We start from the raw sequence: 25,365 nt of genomic DNA on the forward strand, positions 1-25,365 counted from the left end.
AAACCTGAGCACAGGCTAACATTAATCTGACGGTTTTATCCGCTCAGGCATTTAATCCCCTAGAATGAAATACCTTCTTTCCACCCGAATCACTTTGGTTCTTCTTCTCATATTAGCAGGATCAATGGGCGTGGCAACGTTTATAGAAAATGATCATGGCACTGCCACCGCAAGAACTTTAGTCTATGAATCTTGGTGGTTTGAAGTTGTGATGATTTGGCTATGTGTGAATTTCGTTACGCACATCAAGCAGTATAGACTTTTCAGTAAGGGAAAACTTCCGCTGGGAATTTTCCACCTTGCTTTTATCATTATCATAATCGGCGCGGGAGTTACTAGGATCTTCTCCAAAGAAGGAGTAATTCACATCCGAACTGGCAGTGCAGAAGACACCTACTATTCCGCTTCAAACTACCTTCAAGTTGCCTCAGCATCCGGTAGCCTTCAACTGGAAAAAGCAGAATTTATCCCAAAAACATTCCAGAAAAAGGACACAGATATCACTATTGACGGCAATGATTTCACAGTGACTTATGAAGAATACATCCCAGCAGCTCGTGTGAAATACATTGATGGCGATGAGACTATTTTTGAAATGTCTGTGCTGAAAGATGGGGATCGAGATGACTTTGTGATGCACCCTGGACAAAGTTTCGACATGGGTGGGTTATCATTAGGAATTGAAAATCCGGGAGATCATGCCATCAAAATCTGGAAAACTGACAGTGCCTGGATGATCAGTAGTCAGCTGCATCTGCAAGTAATGGAAATGAGTACGCAGCAGATGGGAGTCATCCATGAAGGCAGTGTGGAAAAATTAAAATTGAGATCACTCTATCAGTGGGAAACTGGCGCTATGGTGATCAAGTCTATTCATGAAAATGTAACGGTAAGTTACGAATCTGAGCAGGACGAAAAGATTGCGGACAACTTTGCTGATGTGCTGAAAGTATCCATTTCGGATCCGCAAGGCAATCGGCTTTCAGAAGGCTATTTCCCTAAAGTCACCTATAAGCCTGAATGGCACAGCTTCAACTATCAGGGCAAAAATTATAGCATGACCTACGGACCTAAAGCTCAAAAACTACCTTTTTCCTTGCACCTAAATGCCTTTGAACTGGAACGTTATCCAGGTTCTCAGAGTCCTTCCAGCTACGCTAGCGAAGTTATGGTTCAAGATGCAGGAGAGGAATGGCCGGTTAGAATCTATATGAACAATGTATTAGATTATAAAGGCTTCCGGTTTTATCAATCCTCCTACGATTCTGATGAAGCAGGCACCGTATTATCCATCAATCAAGATAGACCAGGAACCTACCTGACTTATATAGGATACACCTTATTGACGCTCGGCATGTTCTTAACACTCTTTGCTCCGGGAAGCAGATTCAGCATTCTTCAGAAGAAATTATCCAAACTATCCAAGGCAGCTGGAATCCTACTCTTACTATTCATTGCAAATGAAAGTTTGGCTAATGAGCCAGCCTCCACCTACCTAGTTCCGCAGGCTAAAGCCAAAGCCTATGGTCGGCTGATTGTGCAAGATCTCGATGGTAGAATGAAGCCATTAAACACCTTGGCAAATGAAATTCTAAGAAAACTATGTGGAAGTAGCACCATAGAAATTCCTTTTGGTGAGGAAATGATAACCATGAGTCCAGAGCAATTTCTCCTGGCTGTTCAGTTGGATCCTGAAGGATATGGAAAGCTTCCAATTATTAAAATTGACAAAGTAAAATCCTTGGAGGCATTTCAAGCTTTAGGAATAGAGCCGACAGATCGACTTAGTTTTATGGATTTTGTGGATGATGCCGGCGCATATTTGCTTGCTGATCTCGTGGAAGAAGCCAACAAACTCAAGCCTTCCGAACGAAATGAAGGACACAAGGAGTTGCTTAAGACGGATGAACGCTTTAATATTTTCTATGGACTACTAATCGGTGATTTCCTCAAACTTTACCCTAATCGCATCGATGATAATAACACCTGGTACACCAGCCAACAGTTCGCTATGGGATTTGAAGAAGAGGATGCTGTCTTCGTACAAAACATCGGTAATCTCTACCTAGCCAATCTAGACGAGGGGATCACAACAGGTAATTGGGATGAGGCAGATGAAGCCTTGGACTACATCGCCTTGTATCAGAAAAAAGCTGGAGAAGAAGTATATCCTTCTGAAAATGAAATTGAGGCAGAGCTATTCTACACTAAGCTGAATCTTGGAAATCGATTATTCGGATACTTTTGGATTCTTGGGCTACTGATGCTCATTCTTGGTATAGTCAAACTATTTAAATCAAGTAAGGCATTGGATCTTTCTTGGAGAATTGGAACTATACTAACCTGGTTGGGCTGGATAGTTTTCACCTTCCACTTATCACTTCGCTGGTACATTGCCAAGCATCCACCTTGGAGCGATGGTTTCGAAATGCTAGTCTTTGTAGCCTGGGGGATTTTGCTTTTTGGATTGATATTTTCTCGTAAATCCAAATTCACTATTCCACTTTCCTTACTGTTTTCTGGCACTTTACTCTTCGTAGGATTTCTGGATTGGCTCAATCCTGAGATCACCAACCTCATGCCTGTGCTCCACTCCTACTGGCTGAAAATCCACGTAGCAATCATCGTAAGCAGTTATGCTCCATTAGCATTGGCGGCAGTAATCGCTTTGCTCAGTCTTTTTCTAATCATTTTCAAACCAAATACTCCAAACCCGCGCTGGTGGCTTTCGATGAAAGAGTTAATCGTGGTAAATGAACTGGCAATCACCGTCGGCTTATTCCTGTTGACAGTGGGCACTTTCCTAGGGGGAGTTTGGGCGAATGAAAGTTGGGGACGTTACTGGGCATGGGATCCAAAAGAAACTTGGGCGCTGATTTCTGTACTTACCTATGTGATCGTGCTTCATTTACGCTTGGTACCCGCTACCAAAAATTCTATTGTATACAACCTCGCTTCTCTGTGGGCTTTCAGCTCCATTGTCATGACCTCTTTTGGGGTGAATTACTACCTCACAGGCCTTCACTCCTATGCCAAAGGAGATCCTGTTCCTGTACCTACTTGGGTGTATTTTGCCGTAGCAGCTTTATTGGTGATCTCTGTAGTAGCAATTTTCCGCTACAAAAAATTGACTGCTTCCGAGAAGATTGATCTTTACGTTTGATAGCCAAACCTATCTAAAAGCAGCACATTTAAACGGGGTCATAAAGCTTTTCACATCTTTTTAACAGTAAGATTACAGTAGAGCTATAAGTCGCTATAATCTTACTATTTTTTTAATAATGAGCTGACACTGAGTTTAATTGGAGGGGCTACCTTTCAACCAAAACCAATAAAGTGAAAACCCAATTCAAAACAATCGTCGTTTCAGACGTACATCTGGGCACTAAAGGTTCGAAAGCCAAGGAAATCGCCCGATTCCTCAAGCAGTACCACTGCGAAAACCTCATTCTCAATGGGGATATAATTGACGGCTGGCAACTCAAAAAATCAGGTTCTTGGAAGCGTAAGCACACTCGCTTCTTCAATAGAATCCAGAAAATGATTGAGAACCATAACACCAAGGTCTATTACTTGCGAGGGAATCATGATGATTTCTTGGATCAGATTTTACCATTTCAAATAGGAAATCTATCGATTCAGAAAGACATGATCTACGAAAGTCACGGTAAAAAGTACTTCATAACGCACGGTGACGTATTTGACAGCATTACGACTAACCTTAGGTGGATAGCCTATCTAGGAGATATGGGATACACCTTCCTGCTATGGCTCAATAGTCTGGTCAATTACTACCGAATCAAGCGCGGACTCCCCTATTTCTCCCTTTCCCAATACGTAAAAGGGAGAGTAAAATCAGCCGTCTCCTACATAGATCAATATGAGGAAGAACTGGCAAAAATGGCTAAGGCAAAAGGTTGTGATGGAATCATTTGTGGCCATATTCATAAGGCAGAAAATCGAATTATCGATGGAATAGAATACATGAATTCCGGCGATTGGGTCGAAACCATGAGTGCTTTGGCAGAAGACTATGAAGGGAATTGGCAATTGATCTATTACAATGAAATCAATTTCAAGGAGGCCAAAGACGACAGCCTACATCAATTCTTCATTGGTAAAGTTGAAACTAGCGTAATCCCGATGAGGGAAGTTTCTTTTGAAAAACCAAAGGATGATCTGGAGCCACCAGCAATCTCTTCCATACAATGAAGTTTCTATTTATAGTCCAAGGTGAAGGACGGGGCCATATGACCCAAGCAATAGCTTTTTCCAAAATGCTGGAGAAGCAAGGGCATGAAATAGCCGGCCTCATTCTCGGAAAAAGCAAACGTAGAGCTGTTCCTGAGTTTTTATCCAGAGAAATTTCAGCTCCGATTCATTTGGTAGAAAGTCCGAATTTTGCCTGTGATAAAAATGAAAAACAGATTATGATAGGTAAAACGATCCGTCACAATCTCGCAAAATCAGCTACTTTTTGGCGAAGTATACAGGAGATTCATCAGGTAGTAAAAGCTGAGCAACCGGATATAATTTTGAATTTTTATGACTTATTGGGTGGAATATATAATGCTGTTTTTCGTCCAAAAGCTCAATACTGGGTCATCGGACATCAGTATTTGATCTATCATCCACAATTCAAATTTGCTCCCTCCAAAGGACTAGACAAGTTCTTTTTCAAATTCAACACCAGAATGACGGCCATCGGAGCCTCAGAAAAACTGGCGCTCTCCTTCTACGAATTGGAATCTACAGATCAAATCAGGGTAGTTCCTCCACTTTTGCGGGAAGAAATCAAAAAACTAACACCAAATTCTGGAGACTTTTTCCTGACCTATATAGTGAATAGCGGTTATGGTGTGGAAGTTATCTCTTATGCGCAAGCAAATCCTCATCTAAAGATACGAGCCTACTGGGACAAAAAAGATGCTGCGGAGACTGAGCATCCTCTTCCAAATTTGAGTTTTCATCGCATTCATGACAAGAACTTCCTTCGAGATATGGCCGCCTGCAGGGGACTTGTGAGTACAGCTGGATTTGAATCGATTTGCGAAGCGCTATACCTTGGTAAATCCGTCATGGTAATCCCTGTGAAAGGACAATACGAGCAGGCTTGTAATGCCCTGGATACGGTAAAGTCAGGCGCAGGAATTACCTCAGGCAACTTTGACTTCTCCAAATTGGAAGCATTGATCGAAACACAGCTTGAAACTGGAAATTCCATGAAAGAATGGACAAACACCTGGCCTCAGGCCTTCCAGCAACTCATCTCAGAAACAAAAATGACTGAACCAGATTTCATCCTGACTCAATCATTTTCATAAACTGTGTTTTTTACTAACAGTTGTTTAATGCTTTTTGCTCTGGAGTAAGTTCAGATACTGCTTTGAACACTGACTTACCATTTTCTTCTACTCGATAATAAGGGAAATTGACCATTTTAACCTGTCGGCGCTCAGGAGCACCCATATTCAGGAATATAACTTGAAGCTCATTGTACATTAGAAACAAGGTATTTCGCTCCTCCATGGATAAAGAAGCATCATTTCTACTTTTATTACGCATAAATTCATATTGGTAAGAGACCCTCTTGTAAGACTCTAAAAGTTCTGCAGGAGTAGGTGGAGGAGGTGGTGGACCCACTATACTTAGCTCTTCAGCAGTTAGATCCTCCCCCTTTTTGTAATAAACTTCGCCTTTGGATGTCAATTTAATGTAAGGAACATAAGGAACCACTGCGCGCCTGACTTTTGGCTTGTCATGGAATGCAACCTGGAAGTACATACTTCTGAGTTCAGAATACATTTCGGTTAACTTCTCTTGCTCAGCTTTGCTTCTGTTTACAAAGTGCGGAGCTTGCTTTCGAAGCTTTTCGTATGCTGCATAGGCATCTATGTATGATTCAAGATCATTCTTTATCTGAGCTGCTTTTACTCCCGGAGGCCATTTGTCTGCAGTTTCTACTTTCTGTGCGGCCACAGGATCCTTTTCTTTTTTTACCCAAGCATTTCCTCTAGAAATTTCATTTTTAGTTGGGTTGAGATAAAGTGTATCTTCTTTGGTTAATGGATCTGTAAAGCCAGATTCTCCTCCGTAATATTTATCAAAGCCTTTCTGATTATATAAATACACCTGATGCTCCTTTAGGTTTTTATTGGATCGAGCAGCGCCACTATAGTAATACACAATGTCATTACTTTTCATTTGATTCAATTTATCATTTGAAATCACTGTACCGTTTAGCCAAAGAGCAAAGGTGTCAGGATTCTTCCACGACTCAAATTCTTCACTTGTTGGGATAGATTTCTTAGTGGGAGGTGGGGGTGGCACCAACATCTTCTTTTCTTGATCGGAAAGCATTTGATAGGTCTTCTCTAGTAATTCCCCTGATTCTTGTATTACAAAAAATGAAGCATTCCTATAATGCTTTTCATTCTCTTCAATTTGTTCTGCAGCTTCCTCCCGTTTTCCTACAGTAATAACTGGTGATGGAGGAGCAACTGGAAGAACAACTTTTGACTTGTCCCCAGCATTCAATTGATAATACATTCCTACCAAGAGAGAATATGATGCATGAACTTTGAGTTGCTTTTCTAAGATGTGAGTAAAATTACTATCCGCTTGATCACTTAGTTTTATGTATTCATCTAAATGTTCGTTGTATGCATTTACCGGATCAGGGTAAATTGACATATCAACTCCGTAAGTCCCTCTTGGAGTTATAGTAATTGTTCCCTTCTTAGGTTTCCAAATATCAGCATCAGGACCATATACTTTCTGGTAATAATTATCAGTAAATAAGGATACATTATAGCCTATAGGAAGTTGAGGAAACTTATTAGATTTTAAATTTTCGTAAATAGGAGTACTTTTATAATAAGCTATATCAGATACCTCGATGGCTTCCAATTTCTGTTTTGAAACTTCCTCTCCATCAAACCATATTTTCAAATCTTTATCTGTTCTGAATCCGTCATAAACTGAATCAGAAGGAGTCTTTTTTGTAGGTGCATTTGGAGGAAGACGAAGCAAACTTTTCTCGCGTTCTGAAAGTTGTGCGTACTTCTTCTCAGCATACCCCTGCTGATCATTCTCGATCAAGAACATTACATTTCCAAAATACTTTTCTTTTTCAAGTACATGACTTGCATTATCTCCAAGTGAATCATTATCCTGCGTCCCATAGTAATAAATCCTTCGAATATTTAGCTCTCTTAAGACTGCCTGAAAATCACTTAGATCCCCCATAGAAAGTCCCGATTCAGTGATTAAATTAATCTTTACTGCATCTTGGGATTTTTTGGACTCACTTATTAACTCTTTTACAGCATCCAAGGCATAAATCTCATTTCTATATTCAATTACTCCATTAGGCTTTAGAGAAAAAGTCAAATCAAAGTCCATATCTTCCAGATAGGACTGATTAGAAATATTTACATAAACTTCACTTTCCTGATTAGTTTCATCGGACTTTGCCGTCACTCTCTCAGAGAAAAAGTAAACTAACGCTCCCAAAACAGGAACCAATGCAAACACCTTGATCCAGGTACTAGAATTCTTTGATTTTCTTTTCATCATTTCAAATCGTTTTTTGGTTAATGAAAAATTCAAACTGCTGGCCAAGCCAAATTTTTGCTCCGAAAGCATCATAGCGAGAAGTTGACTTTCGTATTTCTCTATAGGAGTGCTCCGCAAAGCTATCTGGTCCGCTATAAATTCATGATTGAGCTTGATGCTTGCTTTCGCCCAGTGCAGTCCAGGGTGAAACCATAGTGGCACAAGTAAGGCCTCTATAAACAGGTTATCCCAGCTGTGTTTTTCCTCGATATGCGTGCATTCGTGCGCGAACACAGCATCTGTGAATTTGCCATTTTCCATGTCGGACTCCGCCACGAAAATGTATTTCAAAAATGAAAAAGGTAAAGAATCCTCTTTGAGCAAAACTAGAGTTTGACCTCGGTAATTAATCTTAATATTTCTCTGAATCTTATTGACCAGAACCTTGATGTTGCGCCCAAATCGATACAAAAACACGAGAGAAATCAGCGTGTAAAGCCCAAATAGTAAGTATTCCCAATTAAAAGAGGATTCTGCTACTGCAGTAAATACCTGCTCCTGGTTGAATTCCGGACTTACCTCTCCAGAATAAACAGGCTCAGAAATCACTTCGGATGGGCTAGCTTCATAGAAGACAGGTTCAGAAATCACCTCCTCCACTGGAGCTGTTATTTCCTGAGGAACTTCAATCGTATATAGAGGAATCAGAAAAGAAACCACTACCGAAAAAAGCAGGAAAAAGCGATTGAATCTATGCATAGCTTCCCGCTGTAAAAGTAGGCGGTGCACTAATAGAAGGATTACAAGGCAGGCTATAGACTTAACTAAGTAAGTGATCATTTCTTGTGATTTAGCTGGTCATCAATAATACTTTTCAGATGTAGTAGCTCCTCTTCGGAGAGTTCGGTCTTTTTAGTAAAAAAAGAGGCAAACTGTGCTGGCGAATCATTAAAGAAATTTTTGATCAAGCCTTTTAGATGCTTTGAAAAATAATTTTCTTTGGACACCAAGGGATAATATTCCCGCAACTTCCCATTAGCTTCATAGGAGACAAATTCCTTATCCTGCATCCGCTTCAAAAGCGTAGAGATTGTGGTAGAAGCTGGTTTGGGCTCAGGATAAGCATCCATAAGATCCTTCATAAAAGCCCGCTTCAACCTCCACAAATGGTTCATAAGTTCTTCTTCTGCTCTGGATAGTTTCATTACCTTTGAATTAAATTACATCTACAAATGTAGAACAATAAATAACATCTACAAGTGTAGATGAAAAAAAATAAGCTAAATATTTTGTACCAGTACCTTATTTGCTTCCTAGTAACAATTTGTAGTTTTGCCCAGGCATTTACTTTAACGAGAGCAAAGACACCCATGCTCTCTTATTGTTCATTGATTGAGCATAAGGCCTTTATTATTACCAAATCAAAAAAATAAATACCAATTCATTGAATGAAAGTCTATTTTTGGGCTACACTTCATTGAATTGATTTTACGGACATTCCGCATTCAAGAATTTACATGTCAGCTGAAAATATACGATTACAAGAAGATAAGGATCACACCAAACATTGGAAGAAATGGGGGCCATACCTCACCGATAGACAATGGGGAACAGTACGAGAAGATTACAGCCCGGATGGATCGGCTTGGGAAAACGTCACCCATGACGATGCTAGAAGTAAAGCATACCGTTGGGGTGAAGAAGGAATAGCTGGAATCTCTGATAATAAGCAAAAATTCTGTTTGGCTTGGGCTTTTTGGAATGGCAAAGATCCATTTGTAAAAGAACGCTTGTATGGCTTGACCGGAAATCAAGGCAATCACGGTGAGGATGTCAAAGAGATTTATTTTTACCTGGATTCCACTCCTACACATTCCTACATGAAGATGCTTTATAAGTATCCTCAAGCCGAATTCCCTTATCAGCAACTGCTCGAAGAAAATAGTAAACGAAGCAAATTAGACGCTGAATATGAACTCCTAGACACAGGGATTTTTGATGAAGACAAGTACTTTGACATCTTTATCGAATACGCCAAGCAAGACGTAGATGACATTATTGCGGTAGCTACCATTCATAATCGAGGGGCTGAGGAAGCAAAAATCTGGGTAATGCCTACCCTATGGTTTCGCAAAACCTGGTTTACGGGACATGAGCCTTTTATGCCCAAACTCACCAAAACTGGAGACAACACCATCAAGGCCTATAATCCAAAATCAGGTAATTATTCCATCGCATTTGATGGGAATCCAGATCTGAAATTTTGTGATAACGAAACCAATCGGGAACGAATCTATAACATCGGGAACGAGAAGAAATACCTGAAAGACGCAATCAATGACTTTGTAGTAAATGGAGATTCCAAACACTTAAATCCTGCAAATAAGGGCACTAAAGCCGCTGCGATCTACGAGATCACGATTCCTGCGGGTGAAAGCAGGCAAGTAAAACTTCGCATGCAACATCAAGTAGAAGAAAACCCGTTGGAAATCTGCGATACTTGTCTAGATCAGCGTAAAAAAGAAGCGGATGAATTCTATGAAACGCTACAGGAAAGAGTCACTGACCCAGATTTAGTAAATATCCAGCGTCAGGCTTATGGGGGTATGATGTGGTCCAAGCAGTTTTATTACTATGATGTAGAGCGATGGCTGGAAGGTGACCCTGGTCGGTTCACACCGCCAGTTGTGCGAAAAAAAGGTAGAAATAGTGATTGGCGTCATCTGCAAAACTACGATATCATCTCCATGCCTGACAAGTGGGAATACCCTTGGTATGCGGCATGGGATCTAGCTTTTCATACTATTCCTCTGGCAAGATTGGATCCGGAATTTGCCAAGTGCCAACTCCTACTCCTTCTCAATGAGTGGTATATGCACCCGAATGGACAGATACCTGCCTATGAGTGGAATTTCTCTGATGTAAACCCGCCTGTACTCGCTTGGGCTGTACAACGCGTTTTTCAGATTGACAAAAAAATGAATAATGGCGTTGGCGATCAGGAATTCCTGGAGCGAGCACTACATAAGTTGATGCTCAACTTCACCTGGTGGGTCAACCAGAAGGATAGTGATGGCAAAAACATCTTCGAAGGAGGCTTCCTTGGCTTGGATAATATTTCGGTTTTTGACAGAAGTCACGCTCAGAAATATCACGGTAAACTAGAACAAGCTGATGCCACATCCTGGATGGCGATGTTTTCTTTGAACCTACTCCGTATTTCTCTGGATCTCTGCGAGTACAATACGGTCTATCAATTCACCGCAACCAAGTTTCTGGAGCACTTCCTGTACATTGCCGGAGCGATGAGTAATATTTCAGAAGAACATATTTCTCTGTGGGATGATGAGGACAATTTCTTCTACGATGTTTTCCACCTTCCGGGAAAAGAGCCGCGCAAAATGAAAGTGCGCTCCATCGTAGGCCTGATTCCACTTTTCGCTGTAGAGCCGATTCGAGAAGATTTGTTCGAAAAACTTCCAGAATTTAAAAAGCGACTGAACTTCTTCCTTCGAGAAAAACCAAAATTGGCTGCACTAGTATCTAGTTGGGTTCAGCCTGGCTATGATAAGCGACGACTATTTTCGCTATTGAGAGGACATAGAATGAAAAGCGTATTGCAGAAAATGTTGGATTCTGACGAATTTCTAAGTGACTACGGCATCAGATCTCTCTCCAAATACCATGAGAAAAATCCGTATTCCATGCAAATAGGAGGAGAAACGCTTTCTGTAAAATACACTCCTGGTGAATCCGAAACAGTCATGTTTGGGGGGAATTCCAACTGGAGAGGTCCGATTTGGTTTCCGATCAATTTCCTCCTGATCGAATCACTGAGGAAATTTGATTTCTATTATGGTGGAGATTTCTCGATCGAATATCCGACAGGTTCTGGTAAATACATGACTATGGATATCATTGCCAAGGAACTTTCCCTACGCTGTATGCGGATTTTCATGAAGGATGAAAATGGAAACCGACCAGTTTATAATGCCAGCCACAAAAAGTATCAGGAAGACCCTCATTTCAAAGATTACATTCTCTTCTATGAGTATTTCCATGGAGATAGTGGAGCGGGCTTAGGAGCCTCTCACCAGACGGGCTGGACAGGCCTAGTGGCAGAGATGATTCACAAGTTTTACAAAATTAGAGAGGACAAAGACCATGATTCTAAAACCCTTTTTAGAAGCTAATAGAATTGAAGCAGGATGTGATGAAGTAGGTCGAGGCTGTCTAGCTGGCCCTGTGGTGGCTGCAGCGGTAATACTTCCTGCCGACTATTCCAATCCATGGATCAATGACTCTAAGAAGCTAGGAAAAAAGCAAAGGGAAAATCTGATAGCAGAAATCAAAGAGCAGGCATTAGCTTGGCAAATCGCCGAAGCTAATGTCGAAGAGATAGATCAAATCAATATTCTGAATGCATCTTTCCTGGCAATGAGCAGGGCAGTGCAAGGACTAGCCCTTTTACCCGAACATCTACTGATCGATGGCAATCGCTGGAAGTCCCAATTGACCATCCCACATACTTGCGTGATCAAGGGTGATGGCAAATATGCAAGTATTGCCGCAGCATCTATTCTAGCCAAAGTGTATCGAGATGAGCTGATGGAGAAATTAGCACTGAAGTTCCCTCATTACGCTTGGGAACGAAATGCTGGATATCCTACCAAAGCCCATCGAAGCGGGATCGAAATTCACGGAGCATGCATCTGGCACAGAAAGAGCTTTAAGTTGTTGAAAGATCAGATAATATTAGAATTTTAGCCTTACGATCTTTCACTGTTTTTTTAAACAAATCATAAATGAACTGGATATTACTCATAATCGGTGGCCTATTTGAAGTGGGGTTTGCCTCCTGTCTTGGAAAAGCAAAAGAAGCTACGGGCAATGCAGTCTATGGCTGGTACGCGGGCTTTGTAGTATGTCTGGCGATAAGTATGCTCTTACTCATCAAAGCCACCCAAACACTCCCGATTGGAACTGCTTATGCCGTCTGGACTGGAATTGGTGCTGTAGGAACTGTATTGGTAGGGATTTTTGTATTCAAGGAATCAGCGGAATTCTGGAGAGTTTTCTTCCTACTTACGCTAATAGGATCTATTATCGGATTGAAATTCGTGTCCTCACATTAAACTGCACTATATACCTAGGAAGGTAAAGGATCTAAGGTATCGTTAACATCACTTTTTTTAATTTCCTGCGCACTTCCCTTAGGAAGTATTTGAGACAGATCCATACCTGCCAGCATATCAGCGGTACCTGTACCCATCCCCATGATCGTACGCATGGCATCTTGAGTACTTGCGCTTAGAAAAGTAATCAACTCCTTTGGCACATGGTAAATATTGCCATTGGTGGGATTTGGGGCAGTTGGGACAAAGACAGTATAGAGATTTTCGTGTACCTGATCTGTGACAAAACCAGTCATCATCGTGCCTGATCTAAAGGGATCTAATAATACTACCTCGGTAAAAGGCAATTTTTTCAAGCCAACAAACTGGTAAACAGTCTGATGAATAAGGCTATAAAGAGGTATTTTGGTAAGGTACTTTTTTTCAAACTTTTTGAAATGAACCTTTCCAAACCTGTTTCTAACAACAATTCCTATCAAAAACACAAAAGCAACAAATATCCCTAAGGACAAAACATTGATAAACCAATGTGGCTCATCCGATCCTGGATCCAATGCAGCACTTAGAGGAGCTACAATTCCAAAAATAAAGTTGAAAATAATTGACAGGAGGATTAGAATAATAGTGAATGGAAGCAGGATCAAAAATCCCTGCAACAAACTATCTAATATAAATCCTCTACCATTTTTATCTTCCTTAGATTCTGGTGCTTGTAGGTCTGTGTTCATGGAGGAATTTGGGTTTATCCAAAACCGCAGGACCCTCAGCGGAGAATCCTGCGACATTTGTTAGTTTATGATTCTTGGTTTTCTGTTAAGTCTTGGCTCTGTATCAGGCTTTTCTTACCAAATGCATGATCACGGAGATCACAAGCAATACCAAGAATACATAAAAGATGATTTGTGCTATAGAAGCAGCACCAGCGGCTACTCCTCCAAATCCTAAAACGGCTGCAATCAAAGCGATTACTAAGAAAATTAATATCCAGCGTAACATAATGTATGGGGTTGATGGTTCGAACTAAATATAATCAAAATTATACCAAGAGCTATAACCCACTCTATAGCCAGATTTAGCACATTCTAAAGAAAATTGAGTAAAAGTTCGGGGAATAATAGCCCCAAGATCAGCAATTTCATACTATAAGAAATAGTAATAAAAAATCTTGCTATTCAATATCTAGGATCGACTATTTTGAGTCAAGAAGATGTAAAAATTTGGATTAGAAGGGAGTAGCTCTGTATTTAAAAAACACCTACTTAATTCTTTCAAATATCAACTTACCAGAGCTAGGGTTTTTACTGATAGGTTCGAGCACCATTCGATCGCTCTCTATAGATAGTATCTTCGCTTGCTTAGTCTCGGCCCCAGTTTGAATAGTCATCACATTTTCAGAACTGATTTTAATGGTCGCCTTTTTTTGTACCACTTCCTGTTTCACATAATCCGTGTATTTCAAACTGTCCCCAGGTACAAATTCATAGACCGTATTTTCAAGTCGATTTTGAATTTTGTATTCCAAACCAGCGCGCATTGCTGCATTAGCATTCTGATATTGCGAAGAATTCCTCAATTGATCCATCGCATCAAAGTGTACCAGTTGCCAAGTACCGACAAGTTGCTGAAAATTGATCTGGGTAGTTTGAAGTACAAACGCCAATAAAAGTGTAGGGATAATCGAAAGATACATGTGCTGAAAGAGGCAATTATTTTGCCACAAAGGTAATAGACTTGAAATTGAATGTCATTTACTACTGGACTAACCTAGAATTTAAAAAAGGCAGCCATTCCTCAGCTTGTCTTTCGGCATACTCAGACAAGAAAAAGGCTAATGATGGCTTGAAGGGCACTGATTGAATACTGAGTCCAGCTTGTTCGGGGCTTTTATCGCCTTTTAAAACATTGCATCTATGACAGGCTGTAGTCAAGTTGGTCCAGTTGGACTTTCCTCCTTTGGACCTTGGCACTACATGGTCTATGGTCAACTGTCGCCTACTTCCACAATATTGGCACTCCCCCCGATCTCTTCGAAAAAGATTGACTCGGTTCAGTAAAACGCCACGGTAAGGGATGTTTTTGTAGTGATTCAAACAAATCACGGCTGGGTATTCATAACTACGGGAAACCGTGCGGATCTTGAGTAAATCATACACCGAAAGACAATTTGCTTTCTCCAAAAGAAGCAGAACAATGGCTTTTTGTGGCGACACTACCGCCACGGGAGAATGATCCAAATTCAATACCAATACCCGCTTTTCCATAGTTTAACTTAAAATCGATCGAGTCTCTATCTCCACCTGTTTATCCTTACTAGATCGCAAAAAGGTCTCCCATTCAGTCAAATCAGAAACCTTTATTTTATTGTCCATCCAAAACACCTCTTCTGCCCCAAGATACAAGGCATACTTGACATGGGCTGTTTCTAAGTCCTTGAAAATAAATAAATCACCTGGCAATACGAGCTCAGGATCAATTTTTCTACCTGGAATTTGTCCTGATTTCCAAGAATAGCCTGCGATGCCAAAAATCAATTCAAAGCCTTGTCGCTCATCCAAACCAAAAATACTCCTACCTCCAGCCTGATAGGGCGCATTCACATATTTGATCGCAATATCAATCAACTCTGTCCTACTGGCTTTCAAAGCATGGCTACGTACAGAACCTGTGAAACCTATATGATCCTGCCAATTGAAAAGCTCCAAATCTGAGAAATGGAGTCTACTCCCCGGCAACAAATAAAGATTGGTTCCTAGATATTCTATAGCTGCGATGGGACTTGTGACCACCTGAAAGTCTGTATTGAGAAATTTATAATAGTCAGCTCCGGGAATTTCTTTGAGAGCATGAGTGGCAATCCAGCCCTGAATTCCTGTGTCCTCGTGTAGTATTTTGAACCATTGCTGATCCGAGGTCATCGCTATCGTCTGATAGCATTCCCCAAAAAGTAACTGTGTCAGCATGGCTGAATCAAAAGTGGGTCTGCGGTAAAGAGGTAAAATCGTTTGCCTACAGATCCCATAAGCATCAATCAAAGGCCATTCGCTTGATTTCTCTTTTCGCATCTTTTTCCTTCAAATCCTGTCTTTTGTCGTGTGTTTTCTTACCTCGACCCAGCGCAATTTCCATTTTGGCCATCCCTCTGTCATTGATAAATATACGAACAGGAATGATAGTCAGCCCCTTTTCTTGTGACTTAGTTTCAAGTTTCTCAAGTTCCTTTTTGCTGAGCAGCAACTTTCTATCCCGAATCGCCACGTGATTATAACTTGCCGCCATCGAATACGGTGAGATGTGCATCTGACGCACGTATAATTCTCCATCCAGAAAAATGCAGAACGCCTCAGTCAGGGAAACCTTAGCTTCCCGAATCGACTTGATCTCTGTACCTTTCAGTACCATACCAGCCACATAAGTGTCCACAAATTCAAATTGAAAACTTGCTTTCCTATTCTTTATATTGATGACTTTGTCAAACTTATTATCCTTAGCCATTGCTTAAATTTTCATTTTTGCGAGAGGAGTGACATCCATAGATGAAAATTCTCCTTTCAGGTATTTGTAATGTGCTGCCATGGCAATCATAGCGGCATTATCTGTACAGTATTCGAATTTTGGAATGTACAAGTTCCATCCTTTTTCCACAGCCAGCTTAGTCAAGGTATCTCTCAAGCCAGAGTTGGCGGATACTCCCCCTGCTATTGCCACTTCCTTCACGCCATATTCCTTCACCGCGGCCTTCAATTTGATCAGCAGCATTTCTACAAGAGAATATTGCACGCTGGCACAAAGATCAGCCAAGTTTTCTTCGATGAACTTCGGGTTCTCTTTCAATTGATCGCGAAGAAAATAAAGTACTGCCGTCTTTATCCCCGAAAAGGAATAATTCAATTCAGGCATCCGGGTGATTGGAAATTTGTACGCTTTAGGATTTCCTTCCTTCGCATATTTATCAATAAGCGGACCACCTGGGTATGGTAAACCTAGCAGTTTGGCAGTCTTATCAAAAGCCTCTCCTACCGCATCATCCTGAGTCTCCCCAATCACTTCCATATCCAGATGATCTCTCACCAAGACCAGCTGCGTATGTCCACCACTCACTGTCAGACAAATAAAGGGGAAATTTGGCTTAGGATCCTCTATGAAATGAGCCAAAATATGCGCATTCATATGATTCACCTCGATCAGCGGAATATCTAGAGAAAAAGCAAATGCCTTGGCAAAACTCACTCCGACAAGTAGTGAGCCCATCAATCCTGGCCCCCGAGTGAATGCAATGGCTGATAGCTGAGACTTGGAAATTCCTGCGGTCAAAATAGCCTCTTGAACCACTGGGATAAGATTTTCCTGATGAGCACGCGATGCAAGCTCAGGAACTACACCCCCATATTTTTCGTGAACAGATTGTGTGGCGACAATATTATTAAGTACTTTGCCGTCAGCTATTACAGAGGCAGAGGTCTCGTCACACGAGGATTCAATTGCTAGAATAAAGATATCGTTGGTACCCATTGGAAAAGAACGCGAAAGTTACGGATTTTTTGCACAAAGCGTTTCGGATACTACTATGGATCGTCTTCTCATTGGTCATGTTCTTGATCATGCTGGCTCTCGCTCTTCAGATTACTTGGGTTCAAAACAAGGTAATTGACACAGTCACAAATGTTCTCAACAAAAACTCCACTTTTCATACCGAGATCGGAAAGATACGACTTACCTGGTGGGATGCACTAGAATTGGATGATGTAGTAATCCGGGACCATCGAGATAGTCTGATGATCGGTGCCAAAAAAGTCAATGCTGATTTTGAACTTCTCTCCTTAATTCCACCTGGAATCACTACGATCAATGCCGTACGGATGGAGAATGCCAAATTACATCTGCTCACACATGATGGAGATTCTGCCATGAATATCAATATCTGGGTGGAAGAATTAGCAAGCATGTTCAGTACGAGCAGTAAAAGTAGCGGACCTACACAGTTTAAAATAAACTCAGTAGAACTCCGGAAATCAGAAATATTCATCGTCAATGAAATCACAGACGCGATAACCAGCGGACTTGATTACAACAAACTTCGCTTTTCAGACATTACCCTAAATGCTGAAAACTTTTATCTAGAAGGCTCAGAAATTGGAGCGGATGTAAAGGTGTTGACAGGTACAGAGCTGACTTCAGGTTTTGAGATCAAAGAGCTAAAAACCGATATGATCTATTCACGAGAATTCATGCAGTTTGACAAACTAAGTTTGAAATCCGACAATAGCCATATCAAGAACTTTCTACGATTTGAATACGCTACCCCTGCAGCTTTTGCCAATTTCGTGGAAGAGGTGGTCATCATCACCAATTTGGATGAAACCAAATTGCACCTGGGTGATCTGAAGCTATTCGCTCCATCTTTACCGGATATTGATGATGAAATCTACCTCTCTGGAAAAGTAGCTGGACCTGTTTCGGACCTTCGCTCAGAGGAACTACTATTAAGGATAGGTGAAAAGACTGCAATTTTTGGAGCATTTAGACTAGATGGTTTACCAGACATCAATGATACCTACATCAATCTCTCGCTCAAGAACTCCACCATTTTTGCCAAAGATCTTGACCCATATCTTCCGAGCAATATTTCCAAACAGATCAACAAATTCAACACCGTCCGCCTAACAGCAGATTTCGCGGGCTATTTACACAGATTTGACACCAATGGAGATTTCAAAACCTCGATCGGAGATATTACCGGAAGGGTGAATTTCGACATGGTGGATGGCATGCCTGTTACGGTTTCTAACATCACAACACAAAATCTTGACTTGGGCATTCTGGCAGAAAACACAGAATTATTGCAGCAGCTGAGCTTGAAAGGACATGTCAATACACAGGGCAATTCTATAGACAACCTATTAATCGATGTGGATGCTGATGTGATGGCTTTTGGCTTCAAAAACTACCAATACACCAACATAAAAACTGATGCAACATACGGACTGGATCTATTCAAAGGAAACCTTAGCATCACCGATCCTAACTTAAAAATCCGTGCCAATGGCCTAGTCAATCTGCGGGAATCAACTGACTCAATACAGCTGACTCTGCAAATAGACACGGCATTCCTTGACCAGTTGAATTTCACTGAAAAAGCGACCTTTATCTCAGGTAACCTGGATATAGATGTCAAGGGCATCGAGTTGGATGATATTCAGGGCATAGCAAGATTCCGAAACATTGAGGTTGGCTATGAGGATCGATTTCTAGATCTGGGTAGTTTCAACTTCCAATCTCTTTTTGCGGGAGGTACCCGTACCATGTCCATCAATTCTGATTACCTCGTGGCAGCTGCCTCAGGGCAATTCAATCTAGAGCAAATGGGGAGAGATTTGGATATTCTGATTAAGCAGTACATCGCCATTGTCCTAAATGAAGAACAACCCATTGCAGATCTGGAGCGAGATTTTTCAGAGATCTACAATCTCGATCTCAACCTTCGGATGATCAATATTAACCCCATCGTACAACTCTTTGAGCCAGATCTTAGCTTTTCGCAAAACACGGTGCTTGAAGGTGCTTTCTATCAAACACAGGAGAATACTGTCTTCAATTTTTTCACCAGCATAGACACGCTGAAGTTTAAAAACAACTCTGCTCAGCATATCAACATTGACTTCAATACCTCCAAACTTATCAATAGCCCAGACATTCTAGCTTCTTTCTATGTGTACTCTAAAACGCAAGAAATGGGCAAGTCCCTGCAGTTTACCAACTTTGGATTTGAGGCAATCTGGGACAAAGATCAAATGGATATTGACTTTACCTTAGATCAGGACTCTACCCAAAGTTCTGCCCGAGTCAATGCTATAGCTCGTTTTTCATCACTAAACACACAACTTGCCTTTGAGCCTTCATCTTTGAAATTGCTAGATCGGGAATGGAAATTTGATGCGAAAAATCTCATCACCATCACACCAGGAATAGTGACGGTTGATAGCCTCAAGCTTTTCAATGAAAATCAATATATATCACTTCAAGGAAAGGCGAGTAACCAACCTGAGGACAAGCTAAATCTAGCGGTGAACAATGTAAATATTGACCTACTCAACACTCTTTTCCCTCAAAATTTTGATGGTACAGCCAACGGCCTAATCTCTTTTGAAAACCTTTTTGAAAAAGTAATGATGCAAGGGGAATTCACACTTGATGATGTCGCTATCAATCAATTTCCCATCGGTGACATGAGTGCAAAAGCCAATCTAGACTTGGAGCGCTTGCAGGTCTTACTTACTAATGTAAATCAAGGCAAAGAAACCATTAATCTTGCCGGCAATATGCTAGTGGAAAATCAAGAACTGGATATGCTAGCCACTTTCAATGATGCAAGCCTGGTGATTCTTGAGCCATTTTTATCCAACTATCTATCCGATATGGGAGGGACAATTTCTGGTACAATGGATCTTGGAGGAACAATGGCAAACCCCGCTATTGATGGCACAGGAACATTGAATGAGGCTAAACTGACGGTAAACTACCTCAAAACCACTTACCTCCTCAATGGAGATGTTCTTTTCAAACCTACACAAATCAGTCTTCAACAGGTAGAACTCAAGGATTTATTTGGGAATGGTGCGACGCTAAGTGGTGGAATAAACCATCAAGGCTTTGATAATATCCGTCTGGACATCAAAGCCAATCTTAACAATTTGCAGGTGATGAATACCACAGATAAAGACAATGAGACGTTTTATGGAACGGCCTTCGTCACCGGAACCGCTGAGGTAGTAGGTACCACCAAAAATCTGGACATCAACGCACGGGCAACCAGTCAGCCTAATACGGAGATCTATATCCCATTGAGCAGTAGCAACTCACAGTCTCAGGAGGATTTTATTCACATGATCAACATCCAGGACACCGTGCGAATCAAGCAAATCGCCGAAGAGGTAAATAGACTGGAAATAGAAAATGTACGAATGAATTTTGTGCTAGATATCACTCCTGATGCCTATGCAGAAATTATCATTGACCCGAGAACGGAGGAAGGAATCTCTGGCCGAGGACGTGGCGTATTGACTATGAATGTGGACACCCAAGGAAATTTCACATTGAATGGCACTTATGAAATCACCGAAGGCAAGTATAATTTCTCATTATATAATGTGGTGAAAAAGCAATTCAACATCAAACCTGGGGGGCGAATCGCTTGGTACGGAGACCCTTATACAGGAATAATGGACATCTCCGCAGAATATACAGAATCTGTTTCTTTACAACCGCTAATGGTGAACACAAGTAGCACAGCAACTCAAAACACAACCACTAGCCGCAGATACCCAGTAAAAGTATTGTTGAATCTGGATGGCGAGTTGCTTGCCCCCGATATTAGTTTTGGATTTGACTTCACCGAATTCCCTACCAGTGGAGATGCACAGACTACGATTTCTTCATTCCAAAATAAAATTGCAAACGATGAACAGGAGATGAATCGTCAGGTTTTCTCTGTGATTATGACTAGATCATTCTCCCCTGAAGGGCAATTCTCTGGAGTGTCCAATATCTCTTCTAGTTTGGGACAGTTACTTTCTTCTCAATTGAATAGTTTTCTAGGGCAAGTCGATAAAAATCTTGAAGTAGATCTTGATGTCGCCAGTTTGGATCAAAACACGCTGGAAACTTTCCAGTTGAGTGTGGCATACACCTTCCTCGATGGTCGCCTTCGCGTATCCAGAGATGGAGGATTCACCAACAATCAGGGAAATGCAAGTGCTTCCTCGATCATCGGAGACTGGCAGGCCGAATACATGCTCACAGAAGATGGAGTGTATAGAATCCGGATCTTCAACAGAAATAACTACAATACCTTCACCTCCTTATCGCTTTCCGACAATGTATCCACCTACGGCGTGGCCGTATCTCAAAGCGTCTCTTTCAATTCATTCTCAGAGCTTTTCAAGAAAATAACCAAGAAGAAAAATGAGAAACTCATCATCAATGACCAAGATGATTTCTTACGTTATCAGTTTGAAAATAAGGAAGAGTGGAAACCAATCCAATTGGATAATATTGAAGAAAGACTAGACTCGTTGAATCGGGAAAGAAAGATTAGAATGTTGGAAGAAGGGCAGTTTTAAGGATTAATCACGCAAAGGATTAATCCCGCAGATGTGCGCTGACTCCTTTATTTAAATTGGCATATAAAATCTGCGATTATCTGCGTTCCTTTTCTGCGATAATCTACGGGAAATCATTTCCTAAAATCCGCAAGAAACCATCACAACACACAATAAATTCTAAACAATCCCGCTCATTTCCCACTTACTTCCATAAAATCACATGAAGAAAGTCAGTATTTTTTGGTTTCGAAGAGACCTCCGATTAGAAGATAATCATGGCTTATACCAAGCTTTGAAGGAAAATGAGAACGTCCTACCCCTTTTCATTTTTGACAAAAACATACTCGACAAGCTGGATAATAAAGCAGATGCCAGAGTGGATTTTATCCATGATCAAATCGGGAAAATTCATCAGGAACTCGCGAAAAAAGGATCCTCAATCTTAGTCAAATATGGTGATCCGGAAGTCATTTTTAAAGAGCTACTTAATGAGTATTCTATAACGGCAGTGTACACCAATCGGGATTACGAGCCTTATGCTACTACCCGTGATGAAAAGGTGACACGCCTGCTTAATAAGAACCATATTCAATTGCATCGATATAAAGACCAGGTGATCTTCGAGCCAGGAGAGATCTTAAATGGCTCTGGGGAATTCTACAAGGTCTTCACTCCTTTCAGCAAAGTTTGGCTGAGTAAATTCCATTCTGCCAAACCTGAAGAGTTCAAACCTATGCACTGGAAAAACCTGCTACAGACTTCAGCTTTGGAACTTCCCTCCTTGCAGGAAATTAGTTTTACCAAAAGCGATATTTCCATTCCATCCAAAACCGCAGATGAGGACATCATCGCACATTACAATCAAACCCGAGATTTCCCCGCCAAGAAAGGTACTTCAAGGCTTGGGATTCATTTACGCTTTGGCACTATTTCCATCCGAAAGCTTGCCCTAAAAGCATCCGAACTCAATGCTACTTATCTGAATGAATTGATCTGGCGGGAGTTCTATATGATGATTTTGGCATACAACCCACAAGTGGTTGATCAGGCATTCAAACCAGCTTACGATCGAATCCCTTGGAGAAATAAAGAAGAAGAATTTGCTGCATGGTGCGAAGGAAAAACTGGTTATCCTATCGTGGATGCCGGAATGAGAGAGCTCAATTCTACGGGCTATATGCACAATCGGGTTCGCATGATCGTGGCCTCTTTCCTCACCAAACATTTATTGATAGATTGGCGCTGGGGAGAAACCTACTTCGCAGAGAAATTACTCGACTACGAATTGGCATCGAACAATGGCGGTTGGCAATGGGCAGCTGGCACTGGCACAGACGCTCAACCTTACTTTCGGGTATTCAATCCGACCTCTCAGCAAGAGAAGTTTGACAAGAATTGGAAGTACATCAAAAAATGGATTCCTGAAATAAACTCAGATAAGTACCCAAAACCGATAGTAGATCATAAATTTGCAAGGCAACGTGCAATCGACACCTACAAATCAGCCCTGAACCAATGAATATCGGAGACCGAGTAAGATTACTTCACGGAAACGAAGAAGGAATTATCCGCAAAATTTCCTCTAGTGGAAGAATGCAGGTAGAAATCGAGGACGGGTTTATCATTCCTGCTTTGAGAAATGAACTGGTTTTGATCCACGAAACTGAAAAGCAACATTTCGGTGACAAACCTGTGGAAGAGCAAGAAATCGATACCCCTACCCCTATTTCTGGCCTAAATGATCAGGGCCTTTACCTCGCTTTTGTTCCTATCAACGATCAAAGTCTCAGTCTTTATCTGATTAATGATAGTCGTCAAGCTTATTTGGCGCATGCATCAGAGGTGTTTGGAACAAATCAGCGCACATTACTTGCAGCTACGCTGAATCCTGGTGAGGCAAAGAAATTTGATGATAGATTGCTGAAGGAAATGGATGAGTGGCCAGCATTTTTGCTTCGCTTTATCCCAATTCATAATACATTGGAAAGGGCAATTCCAGCTTTTGAGCGTCAGCTGAAGATGAAACCAACTCAGTTTTTCAAGCACCTGGGCAAGGCACCTCGCTTGGATAAAACGGCTTACATTTTCCCCCTTGAGCAAACCACCAAAGAACTTGATATACGCGCGCTGAATCAGGAACTGGACGAAATCAGGCCAAAGGTAGAAACTTCAAAAACGCCTAAACCTGCTAGAGCTATTGACTTGCATATAGAAAAGCTAGCTACAGATCCCAAGGGCATGAGCAATTCGGAGATGCTGCGTGTGCAGCTGGAGTGTTTTGACCGAAATCTAGATCAAGCTATGGCTTCAGGAATGGATGAAATCACATTTATTCACGGCATCGGAAACGGCGTGCTTCGCAAAGAAATTCACAAGCGCCTAAGTCAACTCCAAAATATTAAGTACTTTCAGGATACGCAAAAAGATCAGTGGGGCTACGGTGCTACCTTGGTCAGAATCTCCTAATCTATGCCGGCAAAAGTATCTCCTGTCTTTCAGCTTTTCGAAACACAACACCATGAGGCCAAAGCTCTTTTTTTGGCTTTAGGAAAGCAAATCAAGTCCAAGAAAGCAATAGAACTTCTTGGGAAAATGGAGTTCTTGGAACTCTATGCCGACTTGATGGCAAAGGTTCATTTTGATATTGAAGGTTTGAATTTCAATATTTTCTCGGATTTCAAAGAAATGAAGAGAAGCCTGCGGAAAATTCATCATTTCAAATTGGCGGAAAAGAGCCTAAATGATCGCGAAGAAGAGTTAGGGTTCAAATACGGGGGATATCGTATTCATCTAGATAAATATAAGAAGAAGCTTTATACGGATGCTTTTGATCTAATCGTCGGCAGTACCTTGAAAAGCTGGGATGAATTTCATCATAAAGCTATGACCGCCAGCCGAGGCATAAAGCCTCTGGCAATCAATACCGCTGTGAATCAGATCATTCAAGAAGAACTGGAATTTTTCAATCTTGACCACAAGGGCGCTATGGATAGTAAGGCCTTGAAGGATACTTTTGAAGGCTTGCGTACCATCATCATGTTGGAAAACACCCTTATCCAAATGGGATTCAACTCTATCTTCATCACAGGAATACATGAGGAAATCGGAATTCTGAAGAACAACCTCAAGCCATGGTACTCCAATCACCTGTCGCTACAGTCTCTGACACATTTCCTAGGCACCAAACAGGAAGTTTCTAAGAAATACCTAGACTGGGTAAAGGAACTCAAAGCAGAAAAGAAGATTCTTTCTTCCCAAGCCGAGAAACAAGCACATCAGTTGTTTGATAAGATTTTGGGGTGAATGATGATTGATTCTTACCGATCCTGCCCTTGGTACTCTAATAAATATAATACCTAATCAACCCAGAATTGCATTCTGGACAATTATTGGTCTTGCCGTTGGCAAGATTAATCCATAAACACAAAGTGAATTTGGTAGCTAAGTGAATCCCATGAATGCCAACGGCATTCCAAGTCCCAACCCCGAATACAGCGAAGCGAAATTCGGGGCATAGAAAGCAGAACCTATCCCAGAGTGCCAAAGGCACGTTCGGTATTAAACTGTCAAAAACA

19 protein-coding genes are annotated in these 25,365 nt (G+C 41.2%); 10 read left to right on the top strand and 9 right to left on the bottom strand.

Annotated features, from left to right (window positions below; genetic code table 11):
* Window positions 1-64: 64 nt before the first annotated feature.
* The 3 genes from ccsA to LV85_RS10765 all read left to right on the top strand — a co-directional run bounded on the left by ccsA (window position 65) and on the right by LV85_RS10765 (window position 5,324).
* Entirely contained in the window at window positions 65-3,163 is a 3,099-nt protein-coding gene (gene ccsA / locus LV85_RS10755; RefSeq protein WP_111319207.1) for a cytochrome c biogenesis protein, read from the top strand.
* 173 nt (window positions 3,164-3,336) lie between these two features.
* Window positions 3,337-4,212: a UDP-2,3-diacylglucosamine diphosphatase gene (locus LV85_RS10760; protein WP_111319209.1), complete on the top strand. Its 876-nt coding sequence runs from the start codon at window positions 3,337-3,339 to the stop codon at window positions 4,210-4,212.
* Window positions 4,209-5,324 (top strand): glycosyltransferase family protein, encoded by a 1,116-nt coding sequence (locus tag LV85_RS10765; RefSeq protein WP_111319211.1) that lies wholly within the window; start codon window positions 4,209-4,211, stop codon window positions 5,322-5,324. Before LV85_RS10760 ends, LV85_RS10765 begins: the two co-directional genes overlap by 4 nt.
* 13 nt (window positions 5,325-5,337) lie before the next feature.
* Here the strand turns inward: LV85_RS10765 and LV85_RS10770 are convergent, their stop codons facing one another.
* Both LV85_RS10770 and LV85_RS10775 read right to left on the bottom strand, forming a co-directional pair.
* Window positions 5,338-8,397 carry a M56 family metallopeptidase gene (locus LV85_RS10770; protein ID WP_111319213.1) on the bottom strand — a complete coding sequence of 1,020 codons (3,060 nt, stop codon included), beginning with the start codon at window positions 8,395-8,397 and terminating at the stop codon, window positions 5,338-5,340.
* Complete coding sequence (locus LV85_RS10775) at window positions 8,394-8,762, bottom strand: BlaI/MecI/CopY family transcriptional regulator (protein ID WP_111319215.1); 369 nt, start codon at window positions 8,760-8,762, stop codon at window positions 8,394-8,396. The genes LV85_RS10770 and LV85_RS10775 overlap by 4 nt, the downstream gene beginning before the upstream one ends.
* A 312-nt stretch (window positions 8,763-9,074) precedes the next feature.
* Here LV85_RS10775 and LV85_RS10780 point away from each other — a divergent pair, with 312 nt between their 5' ends.
* From LV85_RS10780 to LV85_RS10790, 3 genes are read left to right on the top strand one after another with little or no spacing between them, the layout of a single operon-like run.
* The gene (locus tag LV85_RS10780) at window positions 9,075-11,750 is read left to right on the top strand and encodes an MGH1-like glycoside hydrolase domain-containing protein (protein WP_111319217.1); all 2,676 of its coding nucleotides are present in this window, start codon (window positions 9,075-9,077) and stop codon (window positions 11,748-11,750) included.
* A complete protein-coding gene (locus LV85_RS10785; protein WP_211318401.1) occupies window positions 11,722-12,324 on the top strand; it encodes a ribonuclease HII in 603 nt (200 codons plus the stop codon). Before LV85_RS10780 ends, LV85_RS10785 begins: the two co-directional genes overlap by 29 nt.
* 38 nt (window positions 12,325-12,362) lie before the next feature.
* Complete coding sequence (locus LV85_RS10790) at window positions 12,363-12,692, top strand: DMT family transporter (RefSeq protein WP_111319219.1); 330 nt, start codon at window positions 12,363-12,365, stop codon at window positions 12,690-12,692.
* A 14-nt stretch (window positions 12,693-12,706) separates the two neighbouring features.
* Here the strand turns inward: LV85_RS10790 and LV85_RS10795 are convergent, their stop codons facing one another.
* From LV85_RS10795 to tsaD, 7 genes are all read right to left on the bottom strand, one after another.
* Entirely contained in the window at window positions 12,707-13,420 is a 714-nt protein-coding gene (locus LV85_RS10795) for a DUF502 domain-containing protein (RefSeq protein ID WP_158531169.1), read from the bottom strand.
* A 103-nt stretch (window positions 13,421-13,523) separates the two neighbouring features.
* A complete protein-coding gene (locus LV85_RS10800) occupies window positions 13,524-13,688 on the bottom strand; it encodes a DUF1328 domain-containing protein (RefSeq protein WP_111319223.1) in 165 nt (54 codons plus the stop codon).
* Window positions 13,689-13,947: 259 nt separating this feature from the next.
* Window positions 13,948-14,382, bottom strand: coding sequence for a hypothetical protein (locus tag LV85_RS10805; RefSeq protein WP_111319225.1), 435 nt, complete (start codon window positions 14,380-14,382; stop codon window positions 13,948-13,950).
* Between the two features lie 61 nt (window positions 14,383-14,443).
* On the bottom strand, window positions 14,444-14,953 hold the full coding sequence (locus LV85_RS10810) for an HNH endonuclease (RefSeq protein WP_111319227.1): 510 nt from the start codon (window positions 14,951-14,953) through the stop codon (window positions 14,444-14,446).
* Window positions 14,954-14,956: 3 nt separating this feature from the next.
* Window positions 14,957-15,754, bottom strand: coding sequence for a hypothetical protein (locus LV85_RS10815; RefSeq protein WP_111319229.1), 798 nt, complete (start codon window positions 15,752-15,754; stop codon window positions 14,957-14,959).
* Window positions 15,717-16,184, bottom strand: coding sequence for an SsrA-binding protein SmpB (smpB, locus tag LV85_RS10820; RefSeq protein ID WP_111319231.1), 468 nt, complete (start codon window positions 16,182-16,184; stop codon window positions 15,717-15,719). The genes LV85_RS10815 and smpB overlap by 38 nt, the downstream gene beginning before the upstream one ends.
* A 3-nt stretch (window positions 16,185-16,187) precedes the next feature.
* Entirely contained in the window at window positions 16,188-17,201 is a 1,014-nt protein-coding gene (gene tsaD, locus LV85_RS10825) for a tRNA (adenosine(37)-N6)-threonylcarbamoyltransferase complex transferase subunit TsaD (protein ID WP_111319233.1), read from the bottom strand.
* A gap of 89 nt (window positions 17,202-17,290) precedes the next feature.
* Between tsaD and LV85_RS10830 the strand changes: the two genes are divergently transcribed.
* The 4 genes from LV85_RS10830 to LV85_RS10845 all read left to right on the top strand — a co-directional run bounded on the left by LV85_RS10830 (window position 17,291) and on the right by LV85_RS10845 (window position 25,093).
* Window positions 17,291-21,808, top strand: coding sequence for a translocation/assembly module TamB domain-containing protein (locus LV85_RS10830; protein WP_245942261.1), 4,518 nt, complete (start codon window positions 17,291-17,293; stop codon window positions 21,806-21,808).
* 202 nt (window positions 21,809-22,010) lie between these two features.
* On the top strand, window positions 22,011-23,309 hold the full coding sequence (locus LV85_RS10835; RefSeq protein WP_111319235.1) for a cryptochrome/photolyase family protein: 1,299 nt from the start codon (window positions 22,011-22,013) through the stop codon (window positions 23,307-23,309).
* A complete protein-coding gene (locus LV85_RS10840) occupies window positions 23,306-24,256 on the top strand; it encodes a Smr/MutS family protein (RefSeq protein ID WP_111319237.1) in 951 nt (316 codons plus the stop codon). Before LV85_RS10835 ends, LV85_RS10840 begins: the two co-directional genes overlap by 4 nt.
* Window positions 24,257-24,259: 3 nt before the next feature.
* The gene (locus LV85_RS10845) at window positions 24,260-25,093 is read left to right on the top strand and encodes a hypothetical protein (protein ID WP_111319239.1); all 834 of its coding nucleotides are present in this window, start codon (window positions 24,260-24,262) and stop codon (window positions 25,091-25,093) included.
* The last annotated feature ends 272 nt before the right edge of the window (window positions 25,094-25,365 follow it).

Source organism: Algoriphagus chordae, assembly GCF_003254055.1.
Lineage (GTDB): Bacteria > Bacteroidota > Bacteroidia > Cytophagales > Cyclobacteriaceae > Algoriphagus > Algoriphagus chordae.